Here is a 26,199-nt window from a genome sequence, read left to right on the forward strand (position 1 = left end):
AGAACCCACTACCCGACGCCTGACGAGCAGGGCGGGTGAGACGGTGGGCTGTGCTCAGGCAGCTCGAACAGGCGGTCCGCGGCTTCCGCAGCCCGACAGGTCGAGTAGGCGCGGAGATCCCGGAAGTCGGTAGACCGGGAGTTCGGGGGCGACGCGGGACTCGTCGACGACCAGAGTTGCCAAGAGGGGTAGGGCCTTGCGTAGCGAGGTCACCGCGCGCCGGATGCCGTGCTCGGCTCCGCGGATGGCCAGAGCGCCGACCAGGATGGCAACCGCGTGGGCCGCGAACATCTGCTGGGTGATCAGCGGACCGTGATGGTGCTCGTCGACAACGGTGAGCAGCAGGTGGCCGATCGACTGCGCGGCGGTCAGAATCATCATCAACTGTGCGCGCGGCGCCACCTGCGTCGGTGCCGCAGCGGCCGCGTAGCCGATCGCCGCGGATACGACGGCCAGCAGCACCATCGCTGCGTCGGACGGAAGCATCCCGCCACCGAACGTGTGTGCTGCGACGGTGACCAGCGCGGACAGCCCGCCCACGGAGGCACCGCGCAGGAGCGCGAATCCATCCGTGGTCATCGGCATGGACGGGAGCTTACTACCGACTACACCGCGTAGTAGCCCAGGTGCGAGAACGAGGTCTCCGAACCCCGAAGCCGGTCCGACGGTCTTTTTACGGTTGGTTATCCTGATCTTCGGTACTCGAACCATCAACGGTCGAGCCACGAGATCGAGAGTGGATCACATGGCAGAGAATTCGGACGCGGCTCAGGCGCGGGTGTTCGACGACATGCTGACCGCCGAGATCGCAGCCGCGTCGAGTCGCGTCGAGGAGTCCGAGCAGCTCGCGCGCAAGGCGTTGAGAGTCGGGGATTCACGCAGTCATGTGTGGCACAGCGATGAAGCGCAGTCACAGAAGCAGGCGCTGTACGAGTTGTATCGCCAGCTGGACGCACTGAGAAATCGATTCCCCACCGTGCACTGCCAGTAGGAGCGACTCGCGACCGAGATACCCGATCCCTTATCGACACTGGTTACCGTGTTCGATTAGGGTCGAACTCCATGGCTGAAGATCCGTTCGATTCTACGGTCGCGCGCGTCCACGATGTGCACCGACGCCTCGTCGATCGCGGCACCGCAGCGGGCCTTGCGGCCGTCCCCGCAGCAGATGGAACCTATGTTCTGCCGTCGCCACCGCCACTCCCACCGATGCGCCTCGACACAGCACTGCGCGACCGACGGTCGCACTACCGATTCGCGGACATGGACGCGCTGCAGCTCTCGACTCTTCTCCGGTCGGCAGCGGGGCCAGGTCGGACTGCCGAGCGGCCGGACGGCACGCCGCACACCTTCCGGATGAATCCGACGGCAGGCGGTCTCGATTCGATCGACCTGCATCTCGTGGTCCTCCGCGGTACAGCTGAGATCGACTCGGGGACCTACCTTTTCGATCCAGATCGACACGTTCTGAGCAGAACCGGCACCGGACCGTGCGTCGACGCGCTCGAATCATGCCTCGTGCAGCCACAATTCGCGCGGCGGGCACCCTTCGTCGTGATTCTCGTCGGACGCCTCGACCGAACCCTGATCAAATACAGCGAACGCCACTATCGCACCCTTCACATCGACGCCGGCATCGCCGCGCAGAACCTGTACTTGGTCGCGACCGCACTCGAATCGGCGTGCTGTGCAATCTCGGGCTTCTACGACGAGGAGCTCTCGCACTTGCTCCGCCTGGACCGACTGTCCGTTCCGCTACTGGCTTTCGCGCTCGGCGGACTCGGTGAGGACGGCAAGCAACGGTAGCCGCGGCACCCCGAGCCACAGGGCTACCGCCCCCGCAAGAGCGAGCGCGCCCGCTCCGAGCACGACGGCCGCGGTCACGCCGAACATACCGGCAACCGCCCCGCCTGCCGCAGCGCCGAAGGGAGTTCCACCCATCGCGATCATCCGTGCCGTGGTGTTCACCCGGGACTGCAGGTGGTCGGGCGTGACGGACTGACGAACCACGATGCCGTTGACGACGATCATGGTGTTGGCGGCCTGATAGACGATCAGAACCAGCAGAGACACAGCGAGTACTCCCGTGACGGACCACGCCAGCATCGACAGGAAGGCCACCACCAAGCCGAGGCACGTGATCACGCCGGTCCCGACCACCCGTTGGATGCGCGCACTGACCAGACTGATCAGGAATGCCCCGAGAGCCGTTGCTGCATAGAGTGATCCGATTCTCGCATCCTCGGCGGCCAGACCGAGCTGCCGGACGCCGACCACCACCATCAGTCCCACTACCACACCGTTGGCGATACTCACCCCGACGCCGACCGCAGTCAGTGCCCGCACCACGCGGTGACGCCGAATGAATGACACCCCTTCTACGATCGACCTGACCAGATCGGAACCGCCCGGAGCCGACGCGGCGCTCACGGGTAGCGCGATCGTCGAGGTGATCACCGTCGCGACGAGAAAACACAGTGCATCGATCGCGATGGCACCCGGCGGACCCAGAGTCGTCGCTGCGATTCCACCGAGCAACGGGCCCGCGATCCCGATGACCGTGCCCACGCTGACGAGTGTGCCTGTCGCGTCGGCGATTCGATGGCGTCCCACCAAGGCCGGTACGACGCCGAAGGACGCGGCATCGAAGAACACGAACAGCGTCGAAACGACGAACGCGACGATCATCAGGTGTGCAACGGTCACCGACGCGATCAGGTGGGCCGCCGGAATGCTCGCCAGAGCGAGAGCACTGCCGAGTTGCGTTGCCAGCAGGACTGCGCGACGGTCGTACCTGTCGGCGAGCGCACCTGCGATCAGTCCGAACATCAAGTACGGCAACGACTCCACCGCGAAGGCGACACCGGAGAGCAACGGCGAGCCGCTCAACTGATAGACGAGCATCGGCACGGCCACCGTGGACATCGCGTTGCCGATCCAGGCGACCGCACGCGCCAGAACGAAGCGTCGAAAGGCGGTCACAGGCTCGGGGGCGGAGCGAGCAGCAGCGTGTTCGGATCGGTCGGGTCGCAATCGGGTGCCTGCTGTCGAGCGATGTCGCGCCACCGAGGTAGCCCGAAGTAGGGAAATGCGGCCGGGGCGTTGGGAATCAAGCCGGAGGCACAGACCCGGGCCACCCGCAGTGGCGTCGACGCCACGTCCGAGGTGGTGATGTCGCAGACGACCACCTCGTGGCCCGCTACCGCGAGCGCACTCCGCATACCGTCGGCGGTGCCTCGGGGTAGCTCGTCGATCGATATCGTCTCCGCCGGATTCGTGAAGCGGGGAAGATATGCGGCCTGAGTACGGGGATCGAGCCACACCTGGGCTTGTGCACCCAGGTCGCGGATGTGTTCACTGCGCGCTCCGGCGGCATCGAGGTAGCTGCGATCGGCGCGGTGGTCCAGGTAGAGACCCGGCGACAGCACCCCGGCGCGCATCGACCCGAACACCCAGCCGTCTGCTTCGACCAGTCCTCGGGTGAAGACCCAACTGTGGATCGCTTCGAGAACGGCCTTGCGTGCCGTGTCGACCGGGTCCAGCTTCGCCGAGAAGCCGCCTGCGACGATTCCGAGTTCGAGATCGTGAACAACGGCCGCTACCACCGGAACTCCGAAGTACGACGGCAGCTCGAGGAGATGACACCGCAGTCGTGAGTCGCCGAGGTCTTCCGCGAGTCCGGGCACCGATGCCGGATCTATGCCCCGCGCAGGCAGGTTCAAGTGCCACCACAGCGACAGCGAATCTCGCTCCACGAGCTCGAGCAGTCCACGTGTGGCCGCGTCGTCGAGCCCCTGTCCGGTGGCGATACCTGCGTAGTTCAGATGATGAATCCACGGGTCCTTCCTGCGAGATCCGCCGCGCCAGTTGAGGTACACGTACGAGGCCGGAATCGCGACACGCGCCCCGTCGGCCGATACCCCGTCGACCCAGGCGACTCGCGAGTTCTCGGTGAAACGTTCGAAAGGGAAGCCTGCCGAGTTCAGCTGCCAGGGCGCGAAGAACTCGAATGTGTCGTTCCCCCAATGGCGGACACCCTCGGCGCGCAGTTCTGCGGGCGTTGCGTAGCGCAGCGTGTTCGGTACGTAGTTTCCGCAGTACCGTTCCACTGCCTCGCCGATCGCCGCAATCCGGGCCCCTGCGGGATCCGCGAAGGTGGTACCGAGCGACACCAGATCGCACGGCCACTGTCCGAGCGCACGGGTATCGGCGATCTCCGCCGTCAGTCCGACGTACCGTTCCGGCATCCCGTCGAGCCTCTCGACCGGGTGCAGCGCACGGATCAATCCGGTGAAGGGGTCGACCAGATCGTCTGCGCTGAAGAAGACCTCGCTCATACGGGCATCTCCAACTCGATGCCGCGCACGGTGCGTCGCATCGGCACCGCTCGGGTTCCGTACAGATGGTCTTCGTCGGTGTGCAGATCGCGGGCATATCGTGGGAAGCCGTGGGCCGAGATCATCAGTATCAGTTCCTCTCCCTCGTGAATGTGTGTGGACAGCGGCGCGAGGTGCACGACGGAGTCGAGGGACATGCCGTGGGTCAGTTGCTCCACCCCGCCGCCGCGCCGGTGGGCGACGAGCATTGCGCCCCAGTGCCGGTCGCAGTCGCCGCTGTCGACGCGCACCACGGGAGTTCCGACAACGGCTCCAGCGCGCCACGGGACCGGACGGGCAAGGCAGTCCGAGCGTGTCGCCAGCCCTCGAACATCGGTTCCGGGCGTAGAGGAAGGGAAGGGCTGCAGAGGATCTGCGACGAAGCTGCCACCGGGCAGCTCGATCGTCGCTCGGGAACTCGGCCAGGTCTCCAGCCGCAGCGGACCACCGGGGTGACCGTACAGCTGCCCTCCGGTCCACGGCCGACCGTCGAGCACCGCACCCAGCCATGCGCTCATGCGCTCGGCGCGACCCGATCCCCGCATCGAGTGATCCCACGGTCCGAGGGCGAGTGCCGACTGGCCACCCCACGACGACCAGAGGTCGACGGTGTCCTGGGTGAACCAGTCCGCCGTCCCACCCTGCGCCAGCAGCGGACAGTGTTGTGCTGCAGCGTGGTTCCTGCGTTCCGCATCCGACCTGCCGGCCTCCAGGACGGAGTGCCACGAGGGTATCGGGGGGCTCGATGAGTCTCCGATGTCGGACACCGGCAGCGTCTCGAGCAGATCCGCCGATGCCGAACTCTCGCGAGAGTGGGCTGCATCGCCCTGCTCGGACCACCAGCCGAGGCGCGACTGCAGGTAGAAGGCCCGGTCTCGATTTCGCGCCGTCTCCCCCTTCCCCAGAGCGGGCACGACGACCGATACGCCGGCAATTCCCTCGAATTCGGCTGCGACGAAGGCTGTTTCGGTGGCACAGTGCGCCCCGTAGGACGTGCCGTAGAGGAACAGAAAGGGGGCCTGCAACCACCACGCTTGTGCGGTGATCCACTCGATGCAGGCCAGGCCATCGGCCCCTTCGCCGTGATAGGGACGAAAGGACCCGGTGGAGCCGTATCGTCCGCGCACATCTTGTACGACGGTGGTGAACCCGCGCTCGGCCCAGCCCGCAGCCTCGGCGAGGTGAGCTTCACTGTTGTACGGGGTGCGAATCGACAGCACGGCACGCGGACTCCGCGCCTTCACGACGAAGGCACGAAGTCCCCCGATCATGTACTCGCGCCCCGTCATCGAGGCGGTTCCGGCACAGGCAGAATCGGGTGCCGAGTCACCCGGAGCCTACGGAGGTCGATCGCCGTCACGCAATGGTCGGCCGTGGGACCGATGATCTCCGCCAGCACCTGAGCAGCCACGAATTCGGCCGCCACGTCGGACACCGGATGGATCGGCGACATCAATCGTCGCCCGCCGGCGCGAGGGGCGTAGCCGTCCTCGATTCGTTGCCTGTTCCGACGGGAGGCGTCGCGCCGCATCGACACGTCGGTCGGCCGGACCCCCTCGGGCACGACGACGTACAGATTGCCGTCACGGAAACACGCGATCGACCCATCGGACCCCAGAGTCTCGACGCCGTCGTCACTGACGGTGATCGATCGAGTCGCCGTACGCCCCGTGGACATACCGACGCGTCCCAGCATTCCCATCAGCGCAGCAGCGACAGAGCCGCAGCCGAGCACCGCAACCTTCTCGGTCGACGGATCGGGAACGACATGGCCTGCGGCGAGTAGCGCGGACAGCGCCGTCTTCGGTTTCGCAGACACCGGTGCCGCGGCGCCGGCCAAAGCTCCTGCCAGTTGGTCGAATTCGTCGTGGTCGAGCGCGAGAGCGAAGTGTTCGTCATCGGCGGTGCGGAGCACGAATCCCGAATCGGATTCGTACAGTTCGGTTCTGGGTGCAAGTTCCATGGCGACGGCCCGGCCGGGGTCTGCACATCGTGGTGTGCAGACCCCACCGAGATCAGTCCTCGGCTTCCTCGAAGGGATTCTCGACCAGGGCGTTGCTGTGGCCCGCGGAGTGCGTCGCCAGGGACACCGGTGACTGGATCGAACGGAACAGCTCGTTGTCGTTCATGGTTCTCCTTCTTCGATGGGCAAATCGGTTGCGGTGCAACCGATCCATGGACTCGACATCGTCGAGGTGTCCGACCCTACGTCAAGTGATAATCATTTTCAATAAGGATCACGAACTTTCGAGCTCATTCGTCACAGTGGCGAGCACCATCCGCAACGAGATCGTTCCGCGCCCCGTCGCCCATACCCCGGCGTCCACCTCGATCACCCGATCGTTGCGGGCCGCCGCCACACCCGACCACAACGGATTGCTCGCCAGCCGGTCCGAGAGAGGCTCACTGTCGGAGCCCGATGAAAATGCCTGCGCAAACACCACATCCGGATCCACCGACGCGATCTGCTCCACCGATACCGTCGCGAAGGCATCGGTTCCCGCCTGCCACGGATAGTCACTGACCTCCGCGAGAAGCGAGCCGACGGGGGTGTCGACGGAATCGACGCCGAGGCTGCCCGGTTCGCCGTACATCGACAGCGTCGTGAGGCCACTCCACTTGCCCGCGACTGCATCGACCTCGGCGGTGAACGCCTCGGCAGCGGCGTCTGCCTGCTGCTGCCGATCCGTCACACGGCCTATCGTGCGGAGGAATTCGACCGAATCTCGCCAGGAAGTCGGGTTCACCAGGTACATCGGCGCCACTTCCTCGACGGCACTGCGCAACCCGTCCTGCACTCCTCCGAGTCCGATGACGAGGTCCGGTTCCGAGAGCGCGATGTCCTCGACGTTCTCTTCACCGAATCCGCCCGTGATCTTGCGCATGTCGGCATCCGGGCCGGCATAGCGGGGATCGGCCGCAAGTTCCTCACGATAGGCGACGGGGGTCATGCCCACCTCCTTCAACGCGTCGACGCACATGAGCGTCAGACACGCGATTCGCTCGACGGGTGCATCGAGTTCGATCACCGTTCCGCTGTCGTCGGTGACCGTGACCGCAGGTGCTGAGTCAGCGTTGCCCGCATCGGCAGTACTGCAGGCCGCGAGCGCGAACACCGAGATTGCGAGTGCGCCGAACAATCGAGAAGAGCCGGACAACTTGCGCATGGGAACTCCTTTGCAGAATGATGTGTCCGAAATGATAACCATTACCGATAGATGGGTTCGCGCTGCGGGTACCTGCGCCTGCGTGGCCGTGATCGTGCTGGCTCTGTGCCTGGGTGAGCCGACCCTCGATCCGGTGCGCGCGCTCGACGCCGTGCTCGACCCGTCGAATCCCCTCCATCCGCACGTTGCGCTCATTCGACTGCCGCGTGTGTTGTTGGGCCTGGTGAGCGGTGCGGCCCTCGGACTGGCGGGAGCGTTGATGCAGGATGTACTGCGCAACAGGATTGCCGGTCCGGAGATTCTGGGTGTGTCCTCCGGCGCGGCTGTCGCGATGACAGCCGTTGCCGTCTTTGCCATTCCGTTGCCGCTCACAGCACTTCCCTATCTGGCACTGTGCGGTGCAGCTGTCGCCGGCATCGCGGTGATCACCACCGTCGGACCGACCAGCGACCCGCACCGGGTGGTACTGCTCGGTGCCGCGGTAAGCGCTCTCGCATCGGGACTGGTCATTGCGCTGGTCAGCCTGGGCACCGAAGGGAACCTGCCCCTGCTCTTTCGGTATCTGCTCGGCAGTCTCGGCGAGCGAGGGTGGAGCCATCTCGGTGTCGCTGCACCCTGGCTTGCCGTCTTCATCCCGCTCGCTCTGCTCATGCGGCATCGGGTCGCTGCCCTTGCACTCGGGGACGATGTGGCTGCGGGACTTGGCATCTCCGTGGTACCGACCCGGCTGACCGCACTGGTGTGCGCCGCTGCGCTCACCGCCGCGGTGGCCTCGGTGTGCGGTCCGGTTGCCTACGTCGCGTTGCTGTCCCCACATCTGGCTCGATGGGCTCTGCACACGACCAGTTCACGGCGGATATTCCTGCTCACGCCCATCATCGGCGCATTCCTGCTCGCCGCAGCCGACCTGGCGTCGCGAATCGTGCTGTATCCGATCGAGATTCCCGTGGGCATCACGACAACGCTTCTGGGCGTTCCGGCACTGTTGTTGGCTCTGCACAGACAGTCCGCCACACGATGAAGGCTCGACACCTCGTGGCGATCGGGATGACGTGCATCGCAGGCCTGGTGATACTTCACCTCGTCTCGGGGCGCAGCGAACTCGGAGCGACCGAGGTGATCAGGGTACTGACCGGCACGTCGGAGGTGCGAGCACACGAGATCATCGTTCGGAACTACCGTCTTCCGCGAGTGCTCGTCGGATTGGTGGCCGGTGCTCTCCTGGCACTGGCCGGAGTGTTGCTGCAGGCGGTCATGCGAAATCCACTGGCCGAACCGTCGACGACGGGCGTGGGATCCGGAGCGGCACTGGGCGTTGTGGTGTCGATTCTGGTGCTGCCCGCCCCCGGTACCGCACCCCTGGCGTCACTACTCGGTGCTGCAGGTGCCGGACTGGCTCTGTACCTTCTTGGCCGACGCTCACTGGCGGTCGCGGGAATCCTCATCGGCGCTGTCCTGTCCGCGGTGACCTCACTGCTGCTCGTCGTCGACGCACAACCGATGGGCGTGGTCCTTCGATGGCTCATCGGCTCTCTCAATGCCAGGACGACGGACGATTGGAATCGATTGTGGCCCTGGGCAATCGTACTGATACCGGCCGGGCTGCTGTGCGCGTCGCGCGCCAATGCGCTCGTGCTGGGCGACGCGACGTCCACCGGCCTCGGGATTCGCCCCCACAGGACTCGAATGTTGCTGCTCGCCATCGCGGTACTGGCAACGGCAACGGCCGTCACGGCCGCGGGTGCCGTCGCGTTCGTCGGCTTGATCGCACCTCACGCCGCGCGGGCCGCGCTCGGCGGCGACCACAGGGGACTGATTCCGGTCAGCGTGATCGGCGGTGCCGTGTTGCTGTCCTCCGCAGACCTACTCGCCTTCAGTGCGTCGATCGACATCCCAGGCAGCGGACCGGATGTATCAGGGCTTCCGGTCGGGGCTGTGACGGCACTCGTCGGCGCTCCCTATCTCATCTGGCTGATCAGAAAGGACGCCCGATGACGGGGTACGTCACCACACCGATTCTCGAGGCCGTCGATCTCGGGCTCGGGTATCGCAATCGGACGGTCTCGGAGCACCTCGACATCGCCATCGAGAAGGGAACGGTCACCGCGCTGGTCGGCCCCAACGGATCCGGCAAGTCGACGTTACTGATGGCCTTGGCCAGGGTCTTGGCCCCTCGGCACGGACAGATACGGCTGGACGGCACCCCTCTGCGTGATCGGTCGTCGATCGAGACGGCCCGACGACTCGCGATCCTGCCCCAGACCGCCATCGCACCGCAGGGACTGCGCGTCCGAGAGCTCGTCGAACAGGGGCGATATCCGAGGCTCGGGGCACTGTCGATGCTCAGACGGCACGACGACGAGGCCATGCACACAGCGATGTCCTCGACCGGAATCCTCCACCTCGCCGACCGCACTGTCGATTCACTCTCCGGCGGAGAGCGTCAACGCACCTGGATAGCAATGGCTTTGGCGCAGGAAACCGAAATTCTGCTACTGGACGAACCCACCACGTATCTCGACGTGCGTCATCAGATCGATGTGATGGAGTTGGTCGTCGATCTGGTCGCGAATCGCGGGAAGACCGTGGTGATGGTGCTGCACGACCTCAATCAAGCGGCGCGGTACTGCGATCGAATCGTGGCCATGCGGGATGGCGTCATCGTTGCCGACGGTCATCCCCGCGACATCGTGACACCGACGCTGCTCGAGGACGTATTCGAGATCCGCGCCCGAGTAGTGGCAGATCCGGTTGTCGGTAGGCCGATGTTCATCGCCGAGTGAGCTGCGGGGTCAGAGCTTCCCCACGACGGCGATGATCAACTCGGCCAGTTCGCCTGTCGCTTCCTCGGGTGCGATTGCGCCCGAAACCGCCGCTTGTGACAGTGCTTCCGCTGCACCGAAGATCGCGGTGATCGACGATGCCGAGATCCCGCCGGAGCCGCTGTACGGCTCGAGAATCGACCGGCATCGATCGGAGTACGCCCGTTCGGCCGTTCTCTTGACCTGTTCGAGTTCGGGCGAGCCCTCCAGTGCCGCCAGCACACCCGTCAGCTCACGTCCCTGTGCCAACGCGCAGCCCACGTACGAGTTGGCGATGGCCTGTGCGCGTCCGTTCAACGAGGTGGGCGCGGAGCGGAGGGATTCCTCGAGCATGACCGTTTGCCGGTCGTCGAATTCGGTGAACAGGGCGGCCAGGAGTTCTGCACGCGAGGCGAAGTGGCTGTACACCACGGGTTTTGCGACGCCGGCATGTTCGGCGAGTCGGCCGAGTGTCAGAGCGTCGGCCCCCTCTGCTCGCACGAGAGCCCACGAGACCTCCACCAACTGGTCGTATCGGTCGGAGCGAGACAGTCGCGTCCGGGCCATCGGGCACCTCCTTGCGCTATATACGAATAGTAACCTACTCTTGGTACATAGCCGTTTCACCTCACCCGAAGGAGTCAGCCATGACCGCACTCGTCGTAGTCTCCCATTCCGACCCCGACTCCCTGACCCACCACGTCGCCCGATCCGTATCGGAGGCGATCCGCACCGCAGGTGGCACCGTCGAGACGGCCGATCTCGCCGCGGAGAACTTCGATCCACGTTTCGCCGGTGGCGACCTGAATCTGTTTCGAGGCAAGGGAATCACGCCCGCGGACGTGCGTGCCGAACAGGAACGAATCGACCGCGCCGATCACCTGGTTCTGGTCTTCCCGATGTACTGGTGGTCCATGCCGGCACTGCTCAAAGGATGGATCGATCGCGTCTTCGTCGGCGGATGGGCCTACGACATCACTGCCGACAGCGGCTTCGTCAAGAAGCTGGATCGACTCACCGTCCACCTTGTCGCCCTTGCCGGCGACGACGCCGACAGCTTCGAACGCCACGGCGTGTACGACGCGTTCCGAACGCAGATCGAACGGGGCATCGTAGAATACTGCGGTGCCACAGTCGGATCGACGACTTTCCTGCATGAAACCGATACCAGAAGTCGCGATGAACTCGCTACGGAAGCGCAGGATCTGGGTGAGCGCATCGCCGCACAGGTCGTCCGACTTGCTGCGGTGAGTTAGGCGAGCCGATTCGAGCCACGCCCGCGCTACAGGCCTTGTTCGGCGGCGCGCTTCACCCACTTCGGACTGAGATGCCCGGACGCCAGCCGAGGCTTCTGGACAATCCCAGACCGCTTGCGACGAGTGAGGGGATCACGGCCTGTAGGTTGATCGACCCGGTGGCCACCACGACCGACAGTGCCGCAACGACGGTGCCGCGTCCGTCGACGATGCGCGTGGCCACCGAATCCGCTCCCGCGGTCAGTTCTTCCCTGGCGACAACGATTCCGGTAGTACGGCAGTCCGCCAATTCTCGCCGCAGGGCGTCGGGTTCGATTTTCGTGTGAGGCGTGAAGGCGGGGAGGCGACGCGAGAGCACCTCGTCGACGAATGCAGAGCTGCTGTGGCTCAACAGCACCTTTCCGACGCCGGAGCAGTGCAACGGAAGTTGCCCGCCCACTTGGGATTCGAGACGAACGGCGCTCACGGCAGACAGTCTCTCGATGATGACGGCGTGATCGTGTTGCAGAACGGCAAGTTGCACGTGTTGACGCAAGGCCACGTACAGGTCCTCGATGAACGGTTGCGCGACGCTGCGGAGTGTCTCGGCTCGTGGGGCAAGGGTGCCGAGACGCCACAGCGGCAGACCGATCGTGAACTTGTTGGCGCTGTTACGTTCGAGTGCCCCCACCTCCACCAGCTCCAGCGTCAGCCGTCGAGTGGTCGCATGCGGCATGCCGGTGCGTCGAACCAGGTCCGCGAGGCTCAGTTCGACGTGGTCGGGGTCGAATGCGAAAAGCAGGTCCCAGAGTCGGGAGCTGACCGACCGACCCGGTTCGTTGGCGCGGGGCATCTGTCCTCCTCGTTCTCGCGACTCCGTGAGCCTAGAAGAGATGTTCGATGGATGAACATCGAACCATCGATCAGCGGCGTGTCCGTTGAACGGACATTCGGCTGTGCAACGTGACCGCAACCACAGACAATGCAGCAGACCGGCAATTCCCGGCGACTCAGTCACCGCAGGTGCGGAAGGAACCATGAAATTCACTCACCGAACTCTCGCTCAGCGGCTCGTGTTCGCGTCGGGCGAGTCACCGAAAGCCGTTGCCACAGAGGTCGACGCGCTCGGTGCCTCGAAGGTGATGCTCATCGTCTCGCGTCGAGAGCAAGCCTCGGTCGAGTCCATCGCCCGGGAGATTCCCGTGGTCCTGCAACACACCGAGGTCGTCATGCACGTGCCCACCGAGGTTGCGCAGCGAGCCAGAGAGGCAGCAGTCGCCGCGGGTGCGGACATCGTGGTGAGCGTCGGCGGAGGATCGACCACGGGCCTGGCCAAGGCGGTGGCGATGACGACAGGCCTGCCTATCGTCGCCGTCCCCACCACCTACGCGGGCTCCGAGGCGACCAACGTGTGGGGTCTGACCGAGAACGGTGTCAAGACCACCGGCGTCGACGATCGAGTACTGCCCGCCTCGATCGTCTACGACGCCGAACTGCTCACCACGTTGCCCGGCGAGATCACCGTCGCCAGTGGGCTCAACGCGTTGGCGCACGGAGTGGATTCGATGTGGGGTCCGCGGGCGGACCCCATCGACCGGGCGTCGGCGCAGGAGGGTATCCGTGCTCTGGCGCAGGGCCTTCCGATCGTGGCCGGTGATTCCAACTCGCTCGACGGCATCGAGCAGACCCTCTACGGCGCGTATCTCGCGTCGGTGGCCTTCGCATCGGCCGGATCGGGAATGCACCACAAGATCTGCCACGTCCTCGGCGGCATGTTCGATCTACCGCACGCACAGACGCATGCCGTCGTGTTGCCGTACGTGCTCGCATTCAACGCTCCGTCCGCACCCGAGGCGGAGAAACGCATTTCCGACGCGTTCGGAACTGCAACAGCGAACGGCGGCCTGGCGCACCTTCGAAAAACTGTGAACGCACCGACCGCGCTGCGCGACTTCGGTATGCCGAAGGACGGCATCGCCCGCGCAGTCATGCCGATCATGAAGGCCATCCCGGAGAACAACCCCACCCCCGTCACCGAAGAGAACCTGACGACGCTGCTGACGGCCGCGTTCGCCGGCGAACCGATCGACTGAAAGGACCTGCCATGGTCACCCGAATCGACTCCCCCGCCGACGTCTCGCCGCAGCAGCAGGCAGTGGAACAGACGCTTGTGGACACCGTCGTCGCCTCCTTCGACCACTGCGAGGACCCCCGCCTGCGTCAGGTGATGGTCTCGCTCACCACGCACCTGCATGCCTTCGTTCGCGACGTACGCCTGACCGAGCCGGAATGGAACCGTGCCGTCGAATTCCTCACCGCCGCAGGCCACATCACCGACGATGTCCGGCAGGAGTTCGTACTGCTCTCCGACGTACTCGGCGCGAGCATGCAGACCGTCAACATCAACCATCAGGCCTACGAGAATGCCACCGAGTCGACGGTGTTCGGCCCGTTCTTCGTCGAGGACTCGCCCGCGATCGAACAAGGCGAGGATATGGGCTTCGGCGCTCCCGGCGAGCCGTGCTGGGTCGAGGGCTCGGTGCGCGACACGAACGGCAACCTGCTCGCGGGTGCGCGCATCGAAGTGTGGGAGGCGGACGAGGACGGCCTGTACGACGTGCAGTACGACGCCGACAAGCGAGCGGCACGGGCGCACCTCTTCTCCGCGGCCGACGGCAGCTTCCGCTTCTGGGGCCTGACCCCCACGCCCTATCCCATCCCCAACGACGGCCCCGTCGGCAAGATGCTCGACGCAGTGGGACGTTCGCCGTTGCGTGCGAGTCACCTGCATTTCATGGTGACCCACGACGACGCACGCACGTTGGTGACGCACATCTTTCCGGAGGGTGATCCGATCGGCTACGGCGACAGTGTCTTCGGAGTCAAGGAGTCGTTGATCAAACACTTCGAGCAGCAGCCGGTCGGTACGAAGACCCCCGACGGCCGCGTCGTCGACGGCACCTGGTCGCGCGTACGATTCGACATCGTGCTGGTGCCCGCAGCGCAGGACTGAGAAGTCCGATCACGCGAGCTTGTCGACCAACCACTCCACCGTCGACTTACGAACTGCCTCAGCATGATCGGTGAACAGCTCGAAGTGCGATTCGGGGTAGGACAGGTACTCGACCGTGTCGACGTCAGCGAATGCCGTGCGCACTCGCGAGGGCGGAGTGATGGTGTCGGATTCGGCGAGAATCGCGAGAACCGGAACGGCGAGACGGGCTGCCGCCTTGCGCGTCGACCACCGCAACATGGCCGGTAGCGAGGCGACGGTCACCTCGTTGCGGTAGTTCTCCGCTCCGCGCGCCATCTCCTGCGCCCATTCGTAGGCTCCGTCCGAGTTCATCGTCGCCACCTCACCCGGCCGTCCCGCCGCCGGGATGGTCAGTCCCGGCCTGCGGAACAGACGTCGTAGTGCGTCCCGAACGATGACCGGAGCGAGCTCCAGATTGCCGGTGGGAGTGAGATTGATGAACGGGATGATCGCGGCCACCGCCTTCACTCGTGGGTCTGCTGCGGCCACAGCAATGGCGTGTCCTCCCGACATGCTGGTTCCCCACACGGCAATTCGCTCGGAATCGATGCGTGGGTCGCGCGCCAATGCGTCGAGCGCGGCATGGAAGGACCGCAGTTGCTGAGGTAGATCGATGTGCTGGCGTACGTCGCCTGCGCTCGCGCCGAATCCTGGGTAGTCGAATGCGAGTGACGCCACCCCACCGGCGGCGAGGTCAGCGCTGTAGTCGGGTATCAGCATCTCCTTGACTCCAGCGAATCCCGGAGCTGTGAACACCGCCGGGCACGGCATCACCTGCTCGCCCTCGGGCAAAGTCATCACTGCGGCTACTTCGAAACCGTCCACCGTGAAAGTCGTTCGTTCCTCGATCATCGTCCACCCCTCGGCCCCAGCATCCCCCCGTCGGATTCGACGGAAACTACGATCGTAGTTTCTCGATACAGTACGGGAACGACACCCAGTGCGATTCGAAACCCGAGCACGGCATCGACGTCAGGGCTCGAGCAACCTACGAACCCCCTGCTGGACGTCGGCACGCGTCGGTGCCCGGACTCCCGCGGTGACGTGCGCGAGAAGCACACCGTCCGCCCAGGCCACAAGTTGAATCGCCGGGTCGATGGAGTCCTCCTCGGTGCCGACACCGGCTGCGGCACAGAGCAACTCCGCCAGTGCCGTGAAGCGGCCGCGCGCGGCGATCAACAACGGTGCCAATTCGTCGGATCGTGAGGACTCGAGAATCAGCGTGTAGCGCGCGACGAGCAGAGTGCGATTGGCCGGCAGCAGCCACGCGTCGACCACGTCCGCGAATACATCGGCGGCGGTGTCCACACTCCACGGACCGGGCTCACGATCGCCCAGAGCGTCGTACACGACCACCATTTCCTGCTCCACGAGCGCGTCGAGCGCGGCCCGCAGTAGATCGATGCGCCGACGAAACACATTCGAGGTAGAACCGGCAGGAATCCCGAGCGCCTTGTCGAGACGACGGTGAGTCAGTCCGTGCACTCCGTCGGTCGCCAGCAGTTCGATCGCCCCATCGGCCAGAAGACGACGACGATCGGAGCCGTGGGAACCGCTCACCCGAGTCACGGGCTTCAGTGTATGGAGAACTGAGCCGAAATCGGATAACGCCATCGCGGTGAGGGACACCCTCAGCTCGGGCTGACTCGATCCCTTCGAGTGATTCGAGATCGGTCGGAGGTATCGATGTGCGCGATACCGTGCCAATCCCAATAGATTCGGTGCCTCGAGATGAGCGGGCCGTCCAGTTCCACGATCTCGACGAGATCGAGTTTGTCGCCGTTCGTCGTCTGGCGTGGGTGTTCCCAGACCAGGCGGTGCCCGTCGAACGTGAAGATGTCCGTGCTGTGCGGCGATCTGTTCTCGTCGAATCGTTTTCGCGTAGTTTCCTGCAGGAAGCTGTCGAGTGCGATTCTTCCCTGGACTATTCCGGAACTCAGATCGAACAGCACTGGCACAAGGGGGCTTTCGAGAACCGCATCGGCCGCGTAGAGCTCCGACAGAGCGGGCGCGTCGCGTTCCTCGATGCGCTTGTGCCATTCACGAAAGACATAGGAGGCTTGCTCCAGGGTTGCGGCCACGTCGAATCCCTGTGCGTTACTGGACGGTGACGATGGCGGAGGCCTGTTCCACCGTGTACGACGTCCAGGGGATCTGCGCCAAGAACTCGTCGAGACCTGGGTAGTCCGAGATCCATGCGGTAGTCGAGTCACCTTCGGTCAGCGTGCACGACGCCAGGGCGACGTACGTGCCTGCCGGCACGTCGGCGACCACCTGGGTGGTGGCACCTGCAGGCACCTCCCCGCCCGTGTAGAGGGACTGTCCGTTTCCGATCACTTCACCGACCGGGGGAAGCACTCCGTCGGGTGCCGGCGCGAGCGACGTCCCGCAGGTGATCACGCTGCCCGAGTTGTTCGTGATCGTGTTCTCGACGCTCGAACCGACAGCAGTGAACGAGTAGGTGACGTCCCCGGGTTCGGCAGCCAGCGCGGACGCAGGCGATACGAGTAGCAGAAGGGCCGCTGATGCGGCAACACCGGTGGTTCGCGCAAAGATTCGCATATCTCGTCCCCGTCGTCGAGTTGTGCCGTTCGAGGAGCATTGTGCCCCAACAGAAGCCGTTTGGCACCTTCCGGTCCACAAGTCCTGAACCGATATCCGAAACCCGCGAACTCACGGTTATCGTGTCCGATTCGGGACCTTCCGACTTCGGGTCGCAGCGGATCTGCTGCGCGGCAACGCGTCGGGCATCGAGGTCGCCAACCGGTGTCGAGGCCCATTACGCCAACCGTTCTCGGTTGTTCACCTGCGAGTCGGCAAGAATTCCGCGGCCGTGAGCTTGCGCGGATCGGAAGTCAACCGAGCGACGGGTACTTCTCGAGTGCATCGGCCAGAAACGGACCACCGAACGGAGTCTCGCTCATGTGCCCGAAAGGCAGCCTGCACCCGGTGACGGCCTCGAAGATCCGTTCACCGAGCACGCTGCGATCTCCTGTTCCCCGCGTAGCAATGCTTATCTCGTAGAGGTCCTGTCCGGGTCCACGACGCCTGAACGAGCTCGAGTGCCGTTCATCGGATTGCCCCGCACGTTCCGACGCCAGATCGACTCGCATGCAGTATCGCCCGATTTCGTCGAGAATCGGAGCCGTCGCTGACTCCAACCGAAGGGCGAGATCTTCGGCTTCATCTGCCGTTGCGTAGAACTGAAACCCGAACTCGATGATGGTCGACTCGTCGAACGGCTCGGGTGGGTCGGGCGGGAACCCCGCCACAGTCGCCTGCGAGACGTCCGTGCCGCCTACTTTTCCGAGTTCGTCACTGGGGGTTTCGACAAGGCACAACATCGCGTGCCCGTACAGCGCGGACAGCCGAGCTTGGCGCGCGAATACGTCGAGCACCCCCAGCGCCGTCGGTCGATCGATATCGAGCAGAGAATCGAAGCCGGCGATGGCCAACACTGTTCCGGCACTGTTCGATTCGCTTCCGTAGCTGTACCGCCCCACATCGCCGAGACAATCGTTCAGTGCGTCGAGGTTTCGTCCGTAGGAGCCAGGAAAGGACAACGCGGTAGCGAGGGCCGTATGCATATCGGCAGTATCGAGCCAAGGGTCGGCATCGAGGGAGTGCACCATATAGCCGAGCTCTGCCAGGTGTGCGCTCGCGGTGTCGAGTCCGAAACGGTCTCCATACCGATGGACGGAGCCGTTCTGTAGCAGTTGCCAATCGAAACCCTGGGCCTGTACGACGAACAGTTCGTGATCGGTGGGATCGAAAGTGACTGCCCTACTGGACACCTCCAGAGAGATCGAACGCATCGAGATCCTGATGTGTCCCACATCGACCGCGTCGAGTTCCTCGCGACCGAACACGATGTACTTCCAGTCGCCGTCGACCCATTCGGTTCGTACGTGGTTGCGATCGAGATCGGCCAGCGTCACATCGGTGTTGCCACCAGTCGGGCCGTGGGCCGGCACTCGGGCGAAGTAGGGGTTGCCCTCGACCGGAAGATGGGCGACCACCGCACCGGTCTCGAGGTCGCCGCCGACGATCTCGATGTTCATCCGACCCGGCCACCATCGCGGAATCGGAATCTGCAGATCGCGCAGCTTCCGTTTGTACTCGCGATTTTCCGGTTGGTCCTGCCAGTCGGGCATGGGCATTCATCGAGCATGTCATGAACTTCCGAAGGACTGACTCCTCGGACGCTTCACAGGTCGAACGACACCGAGTTTCCGCCCGCCCGCTTCGCGGCGTACATCGCAACGTCCGCTCGGCTCCAGGCTCCGCGGAAGTCACGAGCAACGGAGGTGGCCTCGAGGTGAGCACCGCCGACGCTGACCGTGACGCCTACCTCCGGGTCTGCTGCCAGTCGTGTCTGTAGCTCGGTGACCTGTTCGATCGCCGCGACGCTGTCGACATAGGTGAGGATCGCGAATTCTTCGCCGCCGGTACGCGCGGTGATGGCGGGCGGCGGGAATGCTGCGTCGATCGCCTCGGCCGTCACTCGAAGTACGACGTCACCGTGTGCGTGCCCGAACCGGTCGTTCACGAGCTTGAACCCATCCAGATCCACGACGAGCACAGCTGCTGCGCTGCCGTGCCCGTCCGGGTCGTTGCCTCGCTGAGTGATCGCCGCGTCCAATCCTCGCCTGTTTCTGAGCCCGGTCAGCGGATCGTAGAAGGCAGTGGCCGCGTCGCTGCGCAGCAACAACAGAAGTGACTGGGTGAGTATCGGCGCAGAGAACAAGATCAGGGTCAGAAGAATCAGGTAGGCGTACGCCAGCACCACATCGGCCGAAGGCTCCATGACAGCCCCGAACAGCAGGGCTCCGGTCACCGCAACGGACCAGGTCTGATGAGCGACGAACAGCTTCGGACTGTGGAAGACCGCAATGTAGCTGCCGATGATCCCGAGGGCCGCTGCCCCAGGGAGCGCGACGAACGGATCGGCCAACAGGAACAACACGGCTGCGATCGCCACCTCGATGTAGGCGACGAACAACCGAGACACCTTCTCGGTAGGAAACGGTCCGCGGACCCAGGCGACTCCGACCAACGTATTCGCCACGGCGATCGCATAGCCGGCTTTCTCGGCCCAACCCGAGTCGAACCCTGCCGGAGTATGAGCCGCGGCGACGCACAGAGCCGCGAAGAACCCGCACCAGATGCCCACCGCGACGTGGACGTGGCTCAGCAGCGGACTCATCCGATGGTAGGCGGCCGACCAGGCGAAATCGGCGGGAAACGACCACCATCGTCGAAGCAGATGCATGTGGATGTGGCCTTCGGGTACGAGGGTGACGTCACCACGACTCGACACTCGTGCACCGAGCCGACCCCGAGTCCCGTGGCGACGGGTTCATTCTGCCAGGGGCCACGGTGCTTGTTGAAATCGGAACGATGCATCCCTCCGCGGATCGATCACGTCCGCGGTGAGCTGCCCGTCAGTGAGACAGGCCCAGCACTCGGATGGCGTTTTCTTTCATGATGAGTGGAACGACGTCGTCCTTGATTCCGAGCTCGGCGAAGTCCTTGATCCATCGGTCCGGGGTGAGCACGGGAAAATCCGATCCGAACAGCGCCTTGCGCGCGAGAAGCGAATTGATGTTGCGCACCAGCTGCGGCGGGAAGTACTTGGGCGACCATCCGGACAGGTCGATGTAGACGTTCGCCTTGTGCGTCGCGATCGAGATCGATGAGTCGACCCACGGCACGGACGGGTGCGCGAAGATCATTGTCAGGTCCGGAAAGTCGGCTGCGATGTCGTCGAGCAACATCGGGTCGGAGTACCTCAACTTGATTCCGCGACCGCCGGGAAGCCCTGCCCCGATGCCTGTTTGACCGGTATGGAACAGTCCGACCAACCCGTGTTCGGCGCAGGCCTCGTAGATCGGGTAGTACTTTCGATCGTTGGGCTCGAAATCTTGCAGACTGGGGTGGAACTTCATCCCGCGGACGCCGTAGTCACGCGCGAGAATCCCGATACGAGCAACCGCCTCCGGTACATCGTGTGGATCCACCGACCCGAACGGAATCAGAACGTCGGCATGCTCGGCCGCCTCGGCGGCGATCGCCTCGCTCGATACCGGCGGGTGCCCCAGTGCAGTACGTGCGTCGACAGTGAAAACCACTGCCGCCATGTTGCGCTCACGGTAGTACGACGCCAGATCGTCGACGGTCGGGGTGCGATTGACGCCCGGCTTGAAGTACTTGGCCGACGCATCGAGAAGCTCCTGGTCCAGCGAGCAGTGATGATTGCCGTCCGCTTCGACGTGTGTGTGCACGTCGATGGCGACGAGCGAATCGAGGTCGAGGGCTGGAACGTACGTCACGGTGGTCCTTGTCTTTGTCGATGATCAGGGCAGGTGCCGAGCAGAGCGTTTGAGTCGCATGATGTCCACGAGCAGGCGATCGCGGTCTGCGACCAGATCCGTTCGGTCGATACCGACCATCTCGTCGTGCATGCCCGCCACGAGTTTGTCCGCCAGAGCGTCGTCGAGCTGCGGTTCGCCGAGGTCGTCCATCCACTTCTGGGCGGGTGGCCCCAAATGCTCGAGCAGATGGCGCATACCGCCCTCACCACCCGAAAGATGTTGTCCTGTAAGCGGTCCGACGATTGCCCAGCGAAGGCCAGGACCATGAGAGATCGCGGTGTCGATGTCGGCGACCGTCGCGACCCCACGGTCGACCAGAGAGTAGGCCTCGCGCCACAGCGCCGCCTGCAACCGGTTGGTCAGATGGCCCGGAATCTCGGCCCGCACCAGTACCGGCTTCTTGCCGATACTCCGATAGAAGGCCAGGGCCTCCTCGGCGCACTCCCCCGTAGTCGAGCGACCGGGTACGACCTCGACGAGAGGGATGATGTGGGCGGGATCGAACGGATGCCCGACGATGACTCGGCCAGGGTCGATCGAGCAGAACTGTTGCAGGGCAGTGGGTTCGAGACCCGAAGTCGACGACGCGATGACCACTCCGCGTGGCGCGACAGCGTCGATCTCGGCGAGCAGCGCGCCCTTGAGATCGAGGCGTTCGGGCCCGCTCTCCTGCACGAACGTCGCGTGGGCGGCGGCTTCGGCGACGGAGTCGACGAATCGGAGGCTTCCACGTTCGGCGACGGTACGACCGCACAACTCGGACGCGATATCGAGGGTGTCGTGTAGCGAGGCACGCAACCGCGCTTCGGCTCCCTCGGCCGGGTCGGTAGCGACCACGTCCAGTCCTGCGGCGAGGAAGCCTGCAGTCCATGCGGCCCCGATGACCCCGGTTCCGACAACGGCAACCGCTGCGCTCATCGGACGGCCGCGAATGCGTCGAGCGAGTCGGGTCGAGCAAGTGATCCGGGAGTTGCGAAGGCAGCCGGATCGGCACCGAGAAGAATCCGCTTGACCGGAATCTCCAGCTTCTTCCCGGTCCGGTTGTACGGAACGACCGGAATTTCGCGGATGTCGTCGGGAATATGACGGGGAGACAACGCCGTTCGCAGTTCCATCGAGATCGAATTCTTCAGCTCGTCGTCGAGAATCACGCCCTCGTCGGTGACGACGAACAGGATCAACTGCCCCATTCCGCCCTGATCGTCTTCGAGGTGGACCACCAGCGAGTCGGCAATGCCGTCGAGTTCTTCGACGACGCGATAGAACTCGGCAGTCCCCAGCCGGACCCCGCCTCTGTTGAGGGTCGCGTCGGATCGACCACTGATCACCACTGCGCCGTCGGCAGCGAAGCGAACCCAGTCGCCGTGACACCACACACCCGGATACTTCCCGAAATAGGCGTCGCGGTAGCGAGATCCGTCGTCGTCGCCCCAGAACTTCACGGGCATCGACGGTACCGGCTCGGTGATGACGAGTTCCCCGAGTTCACCCACCACGGAGTGACCGTGGTCGTCGAACGCCGCGGCAGCGAAACCCAGGCTCGGCCCGGACATCTCGCCCAGATACACCGGCGTCAACGGCGACGCCTGCACGATGCCGGTGCAGACATCCGTGCCTCCGCTCCCGACGTTGAGAAGCACGTCGGAGCCGAATTGCTCGTAGATCCAGCGATAACCGTCGACCGGTAGCGGGCTGCCTGCGGCACCGAACTGTCGAACCGCGGACAGATCGAATTCCACCGTCGGTTTCAGCCCGTCGCGCCGAGTCTGCATGACGACGCCCGGACTCATCCCCATCACCGTCGCTCCGGTTTCTGCGGCGATACGCCACTGGTAACGCACGTCGGGATACACCGGGTTGCCGTCCATCATCACGATCGACGACCGCACCAACAGCCCGCCGACGAGCGAGTTCCACATCATCCACGCGGTGGTACTGAACCACGAGAATGTATCTCCAGGACCGAGATCGAACTGCAGAGCATGGTTTTTCAGCGTCTCGAGCAGAATGCCGCCGTGGCCGTGCACGATCGGCTTGGGCTTACCCGTCGTTCCGGACGAGAACAGGACGACGAGGGGATGGTCGAACGGCACCGGCTCCACCGCGGGAAGCGAACCCGGCGCACCGACATTCTCGTTGCGGCCCAGATCATTCCATGCGATCGCGTTCTCGACCGCATGCTCGCCGTACTCGACCGATACCACCGACTCGACACCGGGTAGACCTGCTCGAATACGGGCGATCTCCTCGCCGCGGTCGATACTCTTGACCCCGTAGGTATAGCCGCCGACCACGAACAGAACCTTCGGATCGATCTGCTCGAACCGGTCAACGACGCTGGGCGCACCGAACTCCGGCGCACATGCCGCCCAGATCGCCCCAAGACTGGCGGTGGCGAGGAACGCGATCAACGTTTCCGGGATGTTCGGCAGATACCCGGCGACGCGATCACCGCGCTGCACACCGAGATTCACGAGACCGGCACGCACTCGGCGCACCTCGTCACGCAGTTCGCCGAACGTCAGGTTCGTCGTACCGCGAGTTTGCGACCGCGCCTTGACCGCGACGGCGTTCAGGTCTTCGTCGACTCCGAGTGAATGTTCGGCGTAGTTGATCGACGCGCCGGTGAACCATTGTGCGCCAGGCATGACACGGGCATCGAGAACAGTCTCGTACGGCGTGTGCGTCACCACGCCGAAGTAGTCCCAGATCGACTCCCAGAACTGCTCGATCTCGACGGTCGACCACCGCTGCAATGCGTCCCAATCCTCGAACTCGAGACCGCGCGTGGTGGACAGCCATTCCATGAATGCGCCGACGCGCGAGGTCTTGCGTGCGTCGGCGGGAACCGGTCGTAGAACCGGGGTCGTCTCGGGTTCGGGTGCCACGCGCACTTTGGGGCCGCTGCCGTCGAGGAACTGGCTCATGCGTTCTTTGGCTTCCGAGCTCGACTGTGCGACCGCTGCCATGAGGGACTCCATCATCAGTCCGTCGTCCTGGGAGACGTCGGCAATCCGTGGGAGCGCCTGCAGAACAGCGTAATTGGTGACGGGTGAGTTCTTCGCGATCTTGTGCGCCAGCCCGAGGGCAGTGGCATCTCCGTCGTCCACGAGATAACCGGCAAGGCCTATCCGCTCGCCTTCCTGTGCGGTGAGCACTCGTCCGGTCAGCATCATGTCCTGCATTCGAGCGACGCCGATCAAACGCGGGACCCGCACCGACGCACCGCCTCCGACGAACAAACCGCGTTGCCCCTCCGGCAAACCGAAATACGCGCTGGGCTCGGCTACCCGGATGTGTGCGGCGGTGGCGAGCTCGAGACCTCCGCCGATCACGGCACCGCGGAGAACAGCCACCACCGGCACCACGCCGTTCGCCATCTCACCGAGCGCCTTGTGCCACATTCGCGAGTGGTGCAGGCCCCCGACGGCATCGCGCTCGGACAGTTCGGCCAGATCGAGCCCGGCGCAGAAGTGATCACCGGAGCTGGTCAGCACCACTGCCCGCACCCCGTCGGGCGGCGTTCGGAAGAAGTCACCCAGCGCGTTCACCGTCGCGTCGTCGAGGGCGTTCCGCTTCTTCGGGCGGTCGAGCGTCAGAATGCCGACGTCCCCGTCTCTTTCGAAGGTCAAGGACTCGGAGATTGCGATGGACATGTCAGTTGACGCCTTTGCCGATGGTGGTTGCCAGGTCCGAGTGCGCTCCCAGTGCGCCGCCACTGCGGAGGTCCTGCTTGCGAATCTTGCCCGAGGCCGTGCGTGGAAGATCCGATACGAACGTCACGATCTTGGGCACCTTGTAGCGAGCGAGGCGTTGGCCGACGAACTCGCACAGGCTTTCTCGATCGAGTGTCGAGTTCTCCGCGGTGACTACGTAGGCATGTCCCACTTCGCCCCACCGGTCGTCGGCAGTACCGACCACCGCGCATTCGATCACCTCGGGATGCTGGAAGAGCGCATTCTCCACCTCGGCCGGATAGACGTTCTCCCCGCCGGAGATGTACATGTCCTTCATCCGATCGACGATGTAGACGAAGCCCTCGTCGTCCTCGTAGGCGATGTCTCCGGTATGAAACCACCCCCCTGGGGTGAACGCCGCGTCGGTCGCTTCGCTGTTCGCCCAATATCCGGGGGTGACGTTCGGCCCGCGGACGAGCACCTCCCCCGCAGTTCCGCGCTGCGCTTCCACACCTGTGCCGTCGATGATCCGGACCTCGGCGAACATCACCTGTCGACCGGCAGAGCCGGCCTTGCGCACGGCATCTCGGGGACCCAGGAACGTTGCCCCAGGGGCGGTTTCGGTGAGGCCGTACCCCTGGCAGAAGGTCACCTGCTTGTCCCGATACATCTCGATCAGCCGCAACGGGATGGGAGCGCCGCCGGACATGACGCTGCGGATGGAGCCCAGGTCGGCATCGGTCCACCGTGGGGATTGTGCAAGCTGCGCATACATCGACGTGACGCCGAACATCCAGGTGACCTTGTACCGGTCGATCAGATCGAAAGTGTCGTCGACGTCCCATCGGGGTGCGATGACGTTGGTACCGCCTTTGAGGAACACGGTCAGCACGATCTGATCGAGCGCGGCGACGTGAAACATCGGGGCCGAGATCAGGGCCACCTCGTCCGAGGACACGTCGACGTCGAGCAGCACGTTGTAGCTGTTCCACAGCAGATTCTCGTGAGTGAGAATTGCGCCCTTGGGACGTCCCGTGGTCCCGGAGGTATAGAGAACGAAGGCCGGATCGTCCCCACCGACGTCGGCGGCCGAGACTGGATCGGCGGGTGGCACGGCCTGCTCGGGAGACCACCGAAGGTACTCCACAGCGGTCACCCCGCGGAGTTCGTCGGCGGTGGCCGCCAGAGTCGGATCGGCAACGAGGAGAACGACATCGGCGTCACCCAACTGATATTCGAGCTCGGGTGCCGACAGTCGGTGGTTGAGCGGGAGAAAGACGGCACCCATACGCACGGTCGCAAGCATCGTCTCGATCAGGGCGGGGTGATTGGGACCGAGATAGGCGACGCGATCTCCGCGTCGCACACCGGCCAGTGCCATCTCGTCGACGCGCACGAGCACTCGGTTGTGCACCTCGCGGTAGGTGAGCTCTGTACCCAGGTAGATCGACGCGATCGCGTCGGCGCTCTTCGACGCTCTTCGCTCCGACAGCGTCGCGAGTCCTGGACGGTAACGAGAAGTCATGCCGGCTTCC

The 26,199-nt window shown here is 64.4% G+C and carries 27 protein-coding genes; 8 read left to right on the plus strand and 19 right to left on the minus strand.

Annotated features, from left to right (window positions below):
* Positions 1-54 precede the first annotated feature (54 nt).
* Positions 55-585, minus strand: a complete 531-nt coding sequence (locus AB0366_RS03420) for a hypothetical protein (RefSeq protein WP_366242692.1) — start codon at positions 583-585, stop codon at positions 55-57.
* A 160-nt stretch (positions 586-745) separates the two neighbouring features.
* On the opposite strand from AB0366_RS03420, the gene AB0366_RS03425 reads away from it, so the two are divergent.
* Together AB0366_RS03425 and AB0366_RS03430 are read left to right on the plus strand one after the other, a co-directional pair.
* A complete protein-coding gene (locus AB0366_RS03425) occupies positions 746-991 on the plus strand; it encodes a hypothetical protein (RefSeq protein ID WP_366242693.1) in 246 nt (81 codons plus the stop codon).
* 71 nt (positions 992-1,062) lie between these two features.
* On the plus strand, positions 1,063-1,806 hold the full coding sequence (locus AB0366_RS03430) for a SagB family peptide dehydrogenase (RefSeq protein WP_366242694.1): 744 nt from the start codon (positions 1,063-1,065) through the stop codon (positions 1,804-1,806).
* Here AB0366_RS03430 and AB0366_RS03435 read toward each other — a convergent pair.
* From AB0366_RS03435 to AB0366_RS03460, 6 genes are all read right to left on the minus strand, one after another.
* Positions 1,756-2,982 (minus strand): MFS transporter, encoded by a 1,227-nt coding sequence (locus tag AB0366_RS03435; protein WP_366242695.1) that lies wholly within the window; start codon positions 2,980-2,982, stop codon positions 1,756-1,758. The two genes, AB0366_RS03430 and AB0366_RS03435, sit on opposite strands and share 51 nt — an antisense overlap.
* Positions 2,979-4,337 carry a YcaO-like family protein gene (locus AB0366_RS03440; RefSeq protein WP_366242696.1) on the minus strand — a complete coding sequence of 453 codons (1,359 nt, stop codon included), beginning with the start codon at positions 4,335-4,337 and terminating at the stop codon, positions 2,979-2,981. Before AB0366_RS03440 ends, AB0366_RS03435 begins: the two co-directional genes overlap by 4 nt.
* Positions 4,334-5,665, minus strand: coding sequence for a CocE/NonD family hydrolase (locus AB0366_RS03445; protein WP_366242697.1), 1,332 nt, complete (start codon positions 5,663-5,665; stop codon positions 4,334-4,336). The genes AB0366_RS03440 and AB0366_RS03445 overlap by 4 nt, the downstream gene beginning before the upstream one ends.
* The gene (locus AB0366_RS03450; protein WP_366242698.1) at positions 5,662-6,339 is read right to left on the minus strand and encodes a hypothetical protein; all 678 of its coding nucleotides are present in this window, start codon (positions 6,337-6,339) and stop codon (positions 5,662-5,664) included. Before AB0366_RS03450 ends, AB0366_RS03445 begins: the two co-directional genes overlap by 4 nt.
* Positions 6,340-6,391: 52 nt before the next feature.
* Positions 6,392-6,505, minus strand: coding sequence for a streptamidine family RiPP (gene amiA, locus AB0366_RS03455; RefSeq protein WP_254924168.1), 114 nt, complete (start codon positions 6,503-6,505; stop codon positions 6,392-6,394).
* Positions 6,506-6,613: 108 nt separating this feature from the next.
* Complete coding sequence (locus AB0366_RS03460) at positions 6,614-7,543, minus strand: ABC transporter substrate-binding protein (protein WP_366242699.1); 930 nt, start codon at positions 7,541-7,543, stop codon at positions 6,614-6,616.
* 82 nt (positions 7,544-7,625) lie between these two features.
* On the opposite strand from AB0366_RS03460, the gene AB0366_RS03465 reads away from it, so the two are divergent.
* The 3 genes from AB0366_RS03465 to AB0366_RS03475 are packed head-to-tail and all read left to right on the plus strand — an operon-like array spanning position 7,626 to position 10,326.
* A complete protein-coding gene (locus tag AB0366_RS03465) occupies positions 7,626-8,564 on the plus strand; it encodes an iron ABC transporter permease (protein WP_366242700.1) in 939 nt (312 codons plus the stop codon).
* Positions 8,561-9,538, plus strand: a complete 978-nt coding sequence (locus AB0366_RS03470) for an iron ABC transporter permease (protein ID WP_366242701.1) — start codon at positions 8,561-8,563, stop codon at positions 9,536-9,538. Before AB0366_RS03465 ends, AB0366_RS03470 begins: the two co-directional genes overlap by 4 nt.
* Complete coding sequence (locus AB0366_RS03475) at positions 9,535-10,326, plus strand: ABC transporter ATP-binding protein (RefSeq protein ID WP_366242702.1); 792 nt, start codon at positions 9,535-9,537, stop codon at positions 10,324-10,326. Before AB0366_RS03470 ends, AB0366_RS03475 begins: the two co-directional genes overlap by 4 nt.
* Before the next feature lie 9 nt (positions 10,327-10,335).
* Here AB0366_RS03475 and AB0366_RS03480 read toward each other — a convergent pair whose 3' ends face one another.
* A complete protein-coding gene (locus AB0366_RS03480; protein ID WP_366242703.1) occupies positions 10,336-10,911 on the minus strand; it encodes a TetR/AcrR family transcriptional regulator in 576 nt (191 codons plus the stop codon).
* An 80-nt stretch (positions 10,912-10,991) separates the two neighbouring features.
* On the opposite strand from AB0366_RS03480, the gene AB0366_RS03485 reads away from it, so the two are divergent.
* The gene (locus AB0366_RS03485) at positions 10,992-11,600 is read left to right on the plus strand and encodes an NAD(P)H-dependent oxidoreductase (RefSeq protein WP_366242704.1); all 609 of its coding nucleotides are present in this window, start codon (positions 10,992-10,994) and stop codon (positions 11,598-11,600) included.
* Positions 11,601-11,652: 52 nt separating this feature from the next.
* Here the strand turns inward: AB0366_RS03485 and AB0366_RS03490 are convergent, their stop codons facing one another.
* The gene (locus AB0366_RS03490; RefSeq protein ID WP_366242705.1) at positions 11,653-12,432 is read right to left on the minus strand and encodes an IclR family transcriptional regulator; all 780 of its coding nucleotides are present in this window, start codon (positions 12,430-12,432) and stop codon (positions 11,653-11,655) included.
* 184 nt (positions 12,433-12,616) lie between these two features.
* Here AB0366_RS03490 and AB0366_RS03495 point away from each other — a divergent pair, with 184 nt between their 5' ends.
* Complete coding sequence (locus AB0366_RS03495; RefSeq protein ID WP_366242706.1) at positions 12,617-13,672, plus strand: maleylacetate reductase; 1,056 nt, start codon at positions 12,617-12,619, stop codon at positions 13,670-13,672.
* Positions 13,673-13,683: 11 nt separating this feature from the next.
* Positions 13,684-14,592, plus strand: coding sequence for a dioxygenase (locus AB0366_RS03500; RefSeq protein ID WP_366242707.1), 909 nt, complete (start codon positions 13,684-13,686; stop codon positions 14,590-14,592).
* A 9-nt stretch (positions 14,593-14,601) separates the two neighbouring features.
* Here the strand turns inward: AB0366_RS03500 and AB0366_RS03505 are convergent, their stop codons facing one another.
* From AB0366_RS03505 to AB0366_RS03550, 10 genes are all read right to left on the minus strand, one after another.
* On the minus strand, positions 14,602-15,465 hold the full coding sequence (locus AB0366_RS03505; protein ID WP_366242708.1) for an alpha/beta fold hydrolase: 864 nt from the start codon (positions 15,463-15,465) through the stop codon (positions 14,602-14,604).
* Positions 15,466-15,585: 120 nt separating this feature from the next.
* Positions 15,586-16,182 carry a hypothetical protein gene (locus AB0366_RS03510; protein ID WP_366242709.1) on the minus strand — a complete coding sequence of 199 codons (597 nt, stop codon included), beginning with the start codon at positions 16,180-16,182 and terminating at the stop codon, positions 15,586-15,588.
* 62 nt (positions 16,183-16,244) lie between these two features.
* Positions 16,245-16,694 (minus strand): nuclear transport factor 2 family protein, encoded by a 450-nt coding sequence (locus AB0366_RS03515; protein ID WP_366242710.1) that lies wholly within the window; start codon positions 16,692-16,694, stop codon positions 16,245-16,247.
* A gap of 16 nt (positions 16,695-16,710) precedes the next feature.
* Positions 16,711-17,175: a hypothetical protein gene (locus AB0366_RS03520; RefSeq protein WP_366242712.1), complete on the minus strand. Its 465-nt coding sequence runs from the start codon at positions 17,173-17,175 to the stop codon at positions 16,711-16,713.
* A gap of 293 nt (positions 17,176-17,468) precedes the next feature.
* On the minus strand, positions 17,469-18,773 hold the full coding sequence (locus AB0366_RS03525; protein WP_366242713.1) for a barstar family protein: 1,305 nt from the start codon (positions 18,771-18,773) through the stop codon (positions 17,469-17,471).
* Positions 18,774-18,820: 47 nt separating this feature from the next.
* On the minus strand, positions 18,821-19,933 hold the full coding sequence (locus AB0366_RS03530) for a GGDEF domain-containing protein (RefSeq protein ID WP_366242714.1): 1,113 nt from the start codon (positions 19,931-19,933) through the stop codon (positions 18,821-18,823).
* Between the two features lie 124 nt (positions 19,934-20,057).
* Complete coding sequence (locus tag AB0366_RS03535; RefSeq protein ID WP_366242715.1) at positions 20,058-20,945, minus strand: amidohydrolase family protein; 888 nt, start codon at positions 20,943-20,945, stop codon at positions 20,058-20,060.
* 24 nt (positions 20,946-20,969) lie between these two features.
* Positions 20,970-21,905 (minus strand): 3-hydroxyacyl-CoA dehydrogenase NAD-binding domain-containing protein, encoded by a 936-nt coding sequence (locus AB0366_RS03540; RefSeq protein WP_366242716.1) that lies wholly within the window; start codon positions 21,903-21,905, stop codon positions 20,970-20,972.
* Complete coding sequence (locus AB0366_RS03545; RefSeq protein ID WP_366242717.1) at positions 21,902-24,643, minus strand: acetoacetate--CoA ligase; 2,742 nt, start codon at positions 24,641-24,643, stop codon at positions 21,902-21,904. Before AB0366_RS03545 ends, AB0366_RS03540 begins: the two co-directional genes overlap by 4 nt.
* Before the next feature lies 1 nt (position 24,644).
* Complete coding sequence (locus AB0366_RS03550; protein WP_366242718.1) at positions 24,645-26,189, minus strand: long-chain fatty acid--CoA ligase; 1,545 nt, start codon at positions 26,187-26,189, stop codon at positions 24,645-24,647.
* Positions 26,190-26,199 lie beyond the last annotated feature (10 nt).

It is taken from the genome of Rhodococcus sp. NPDC076796 (genome assembly GCF_040702765.1).
GTDB lineage: Bacteria > Actinomycetota > Actinomycetes > Mycobacteriales > Mycobacteriaceae > Rhodococcoides.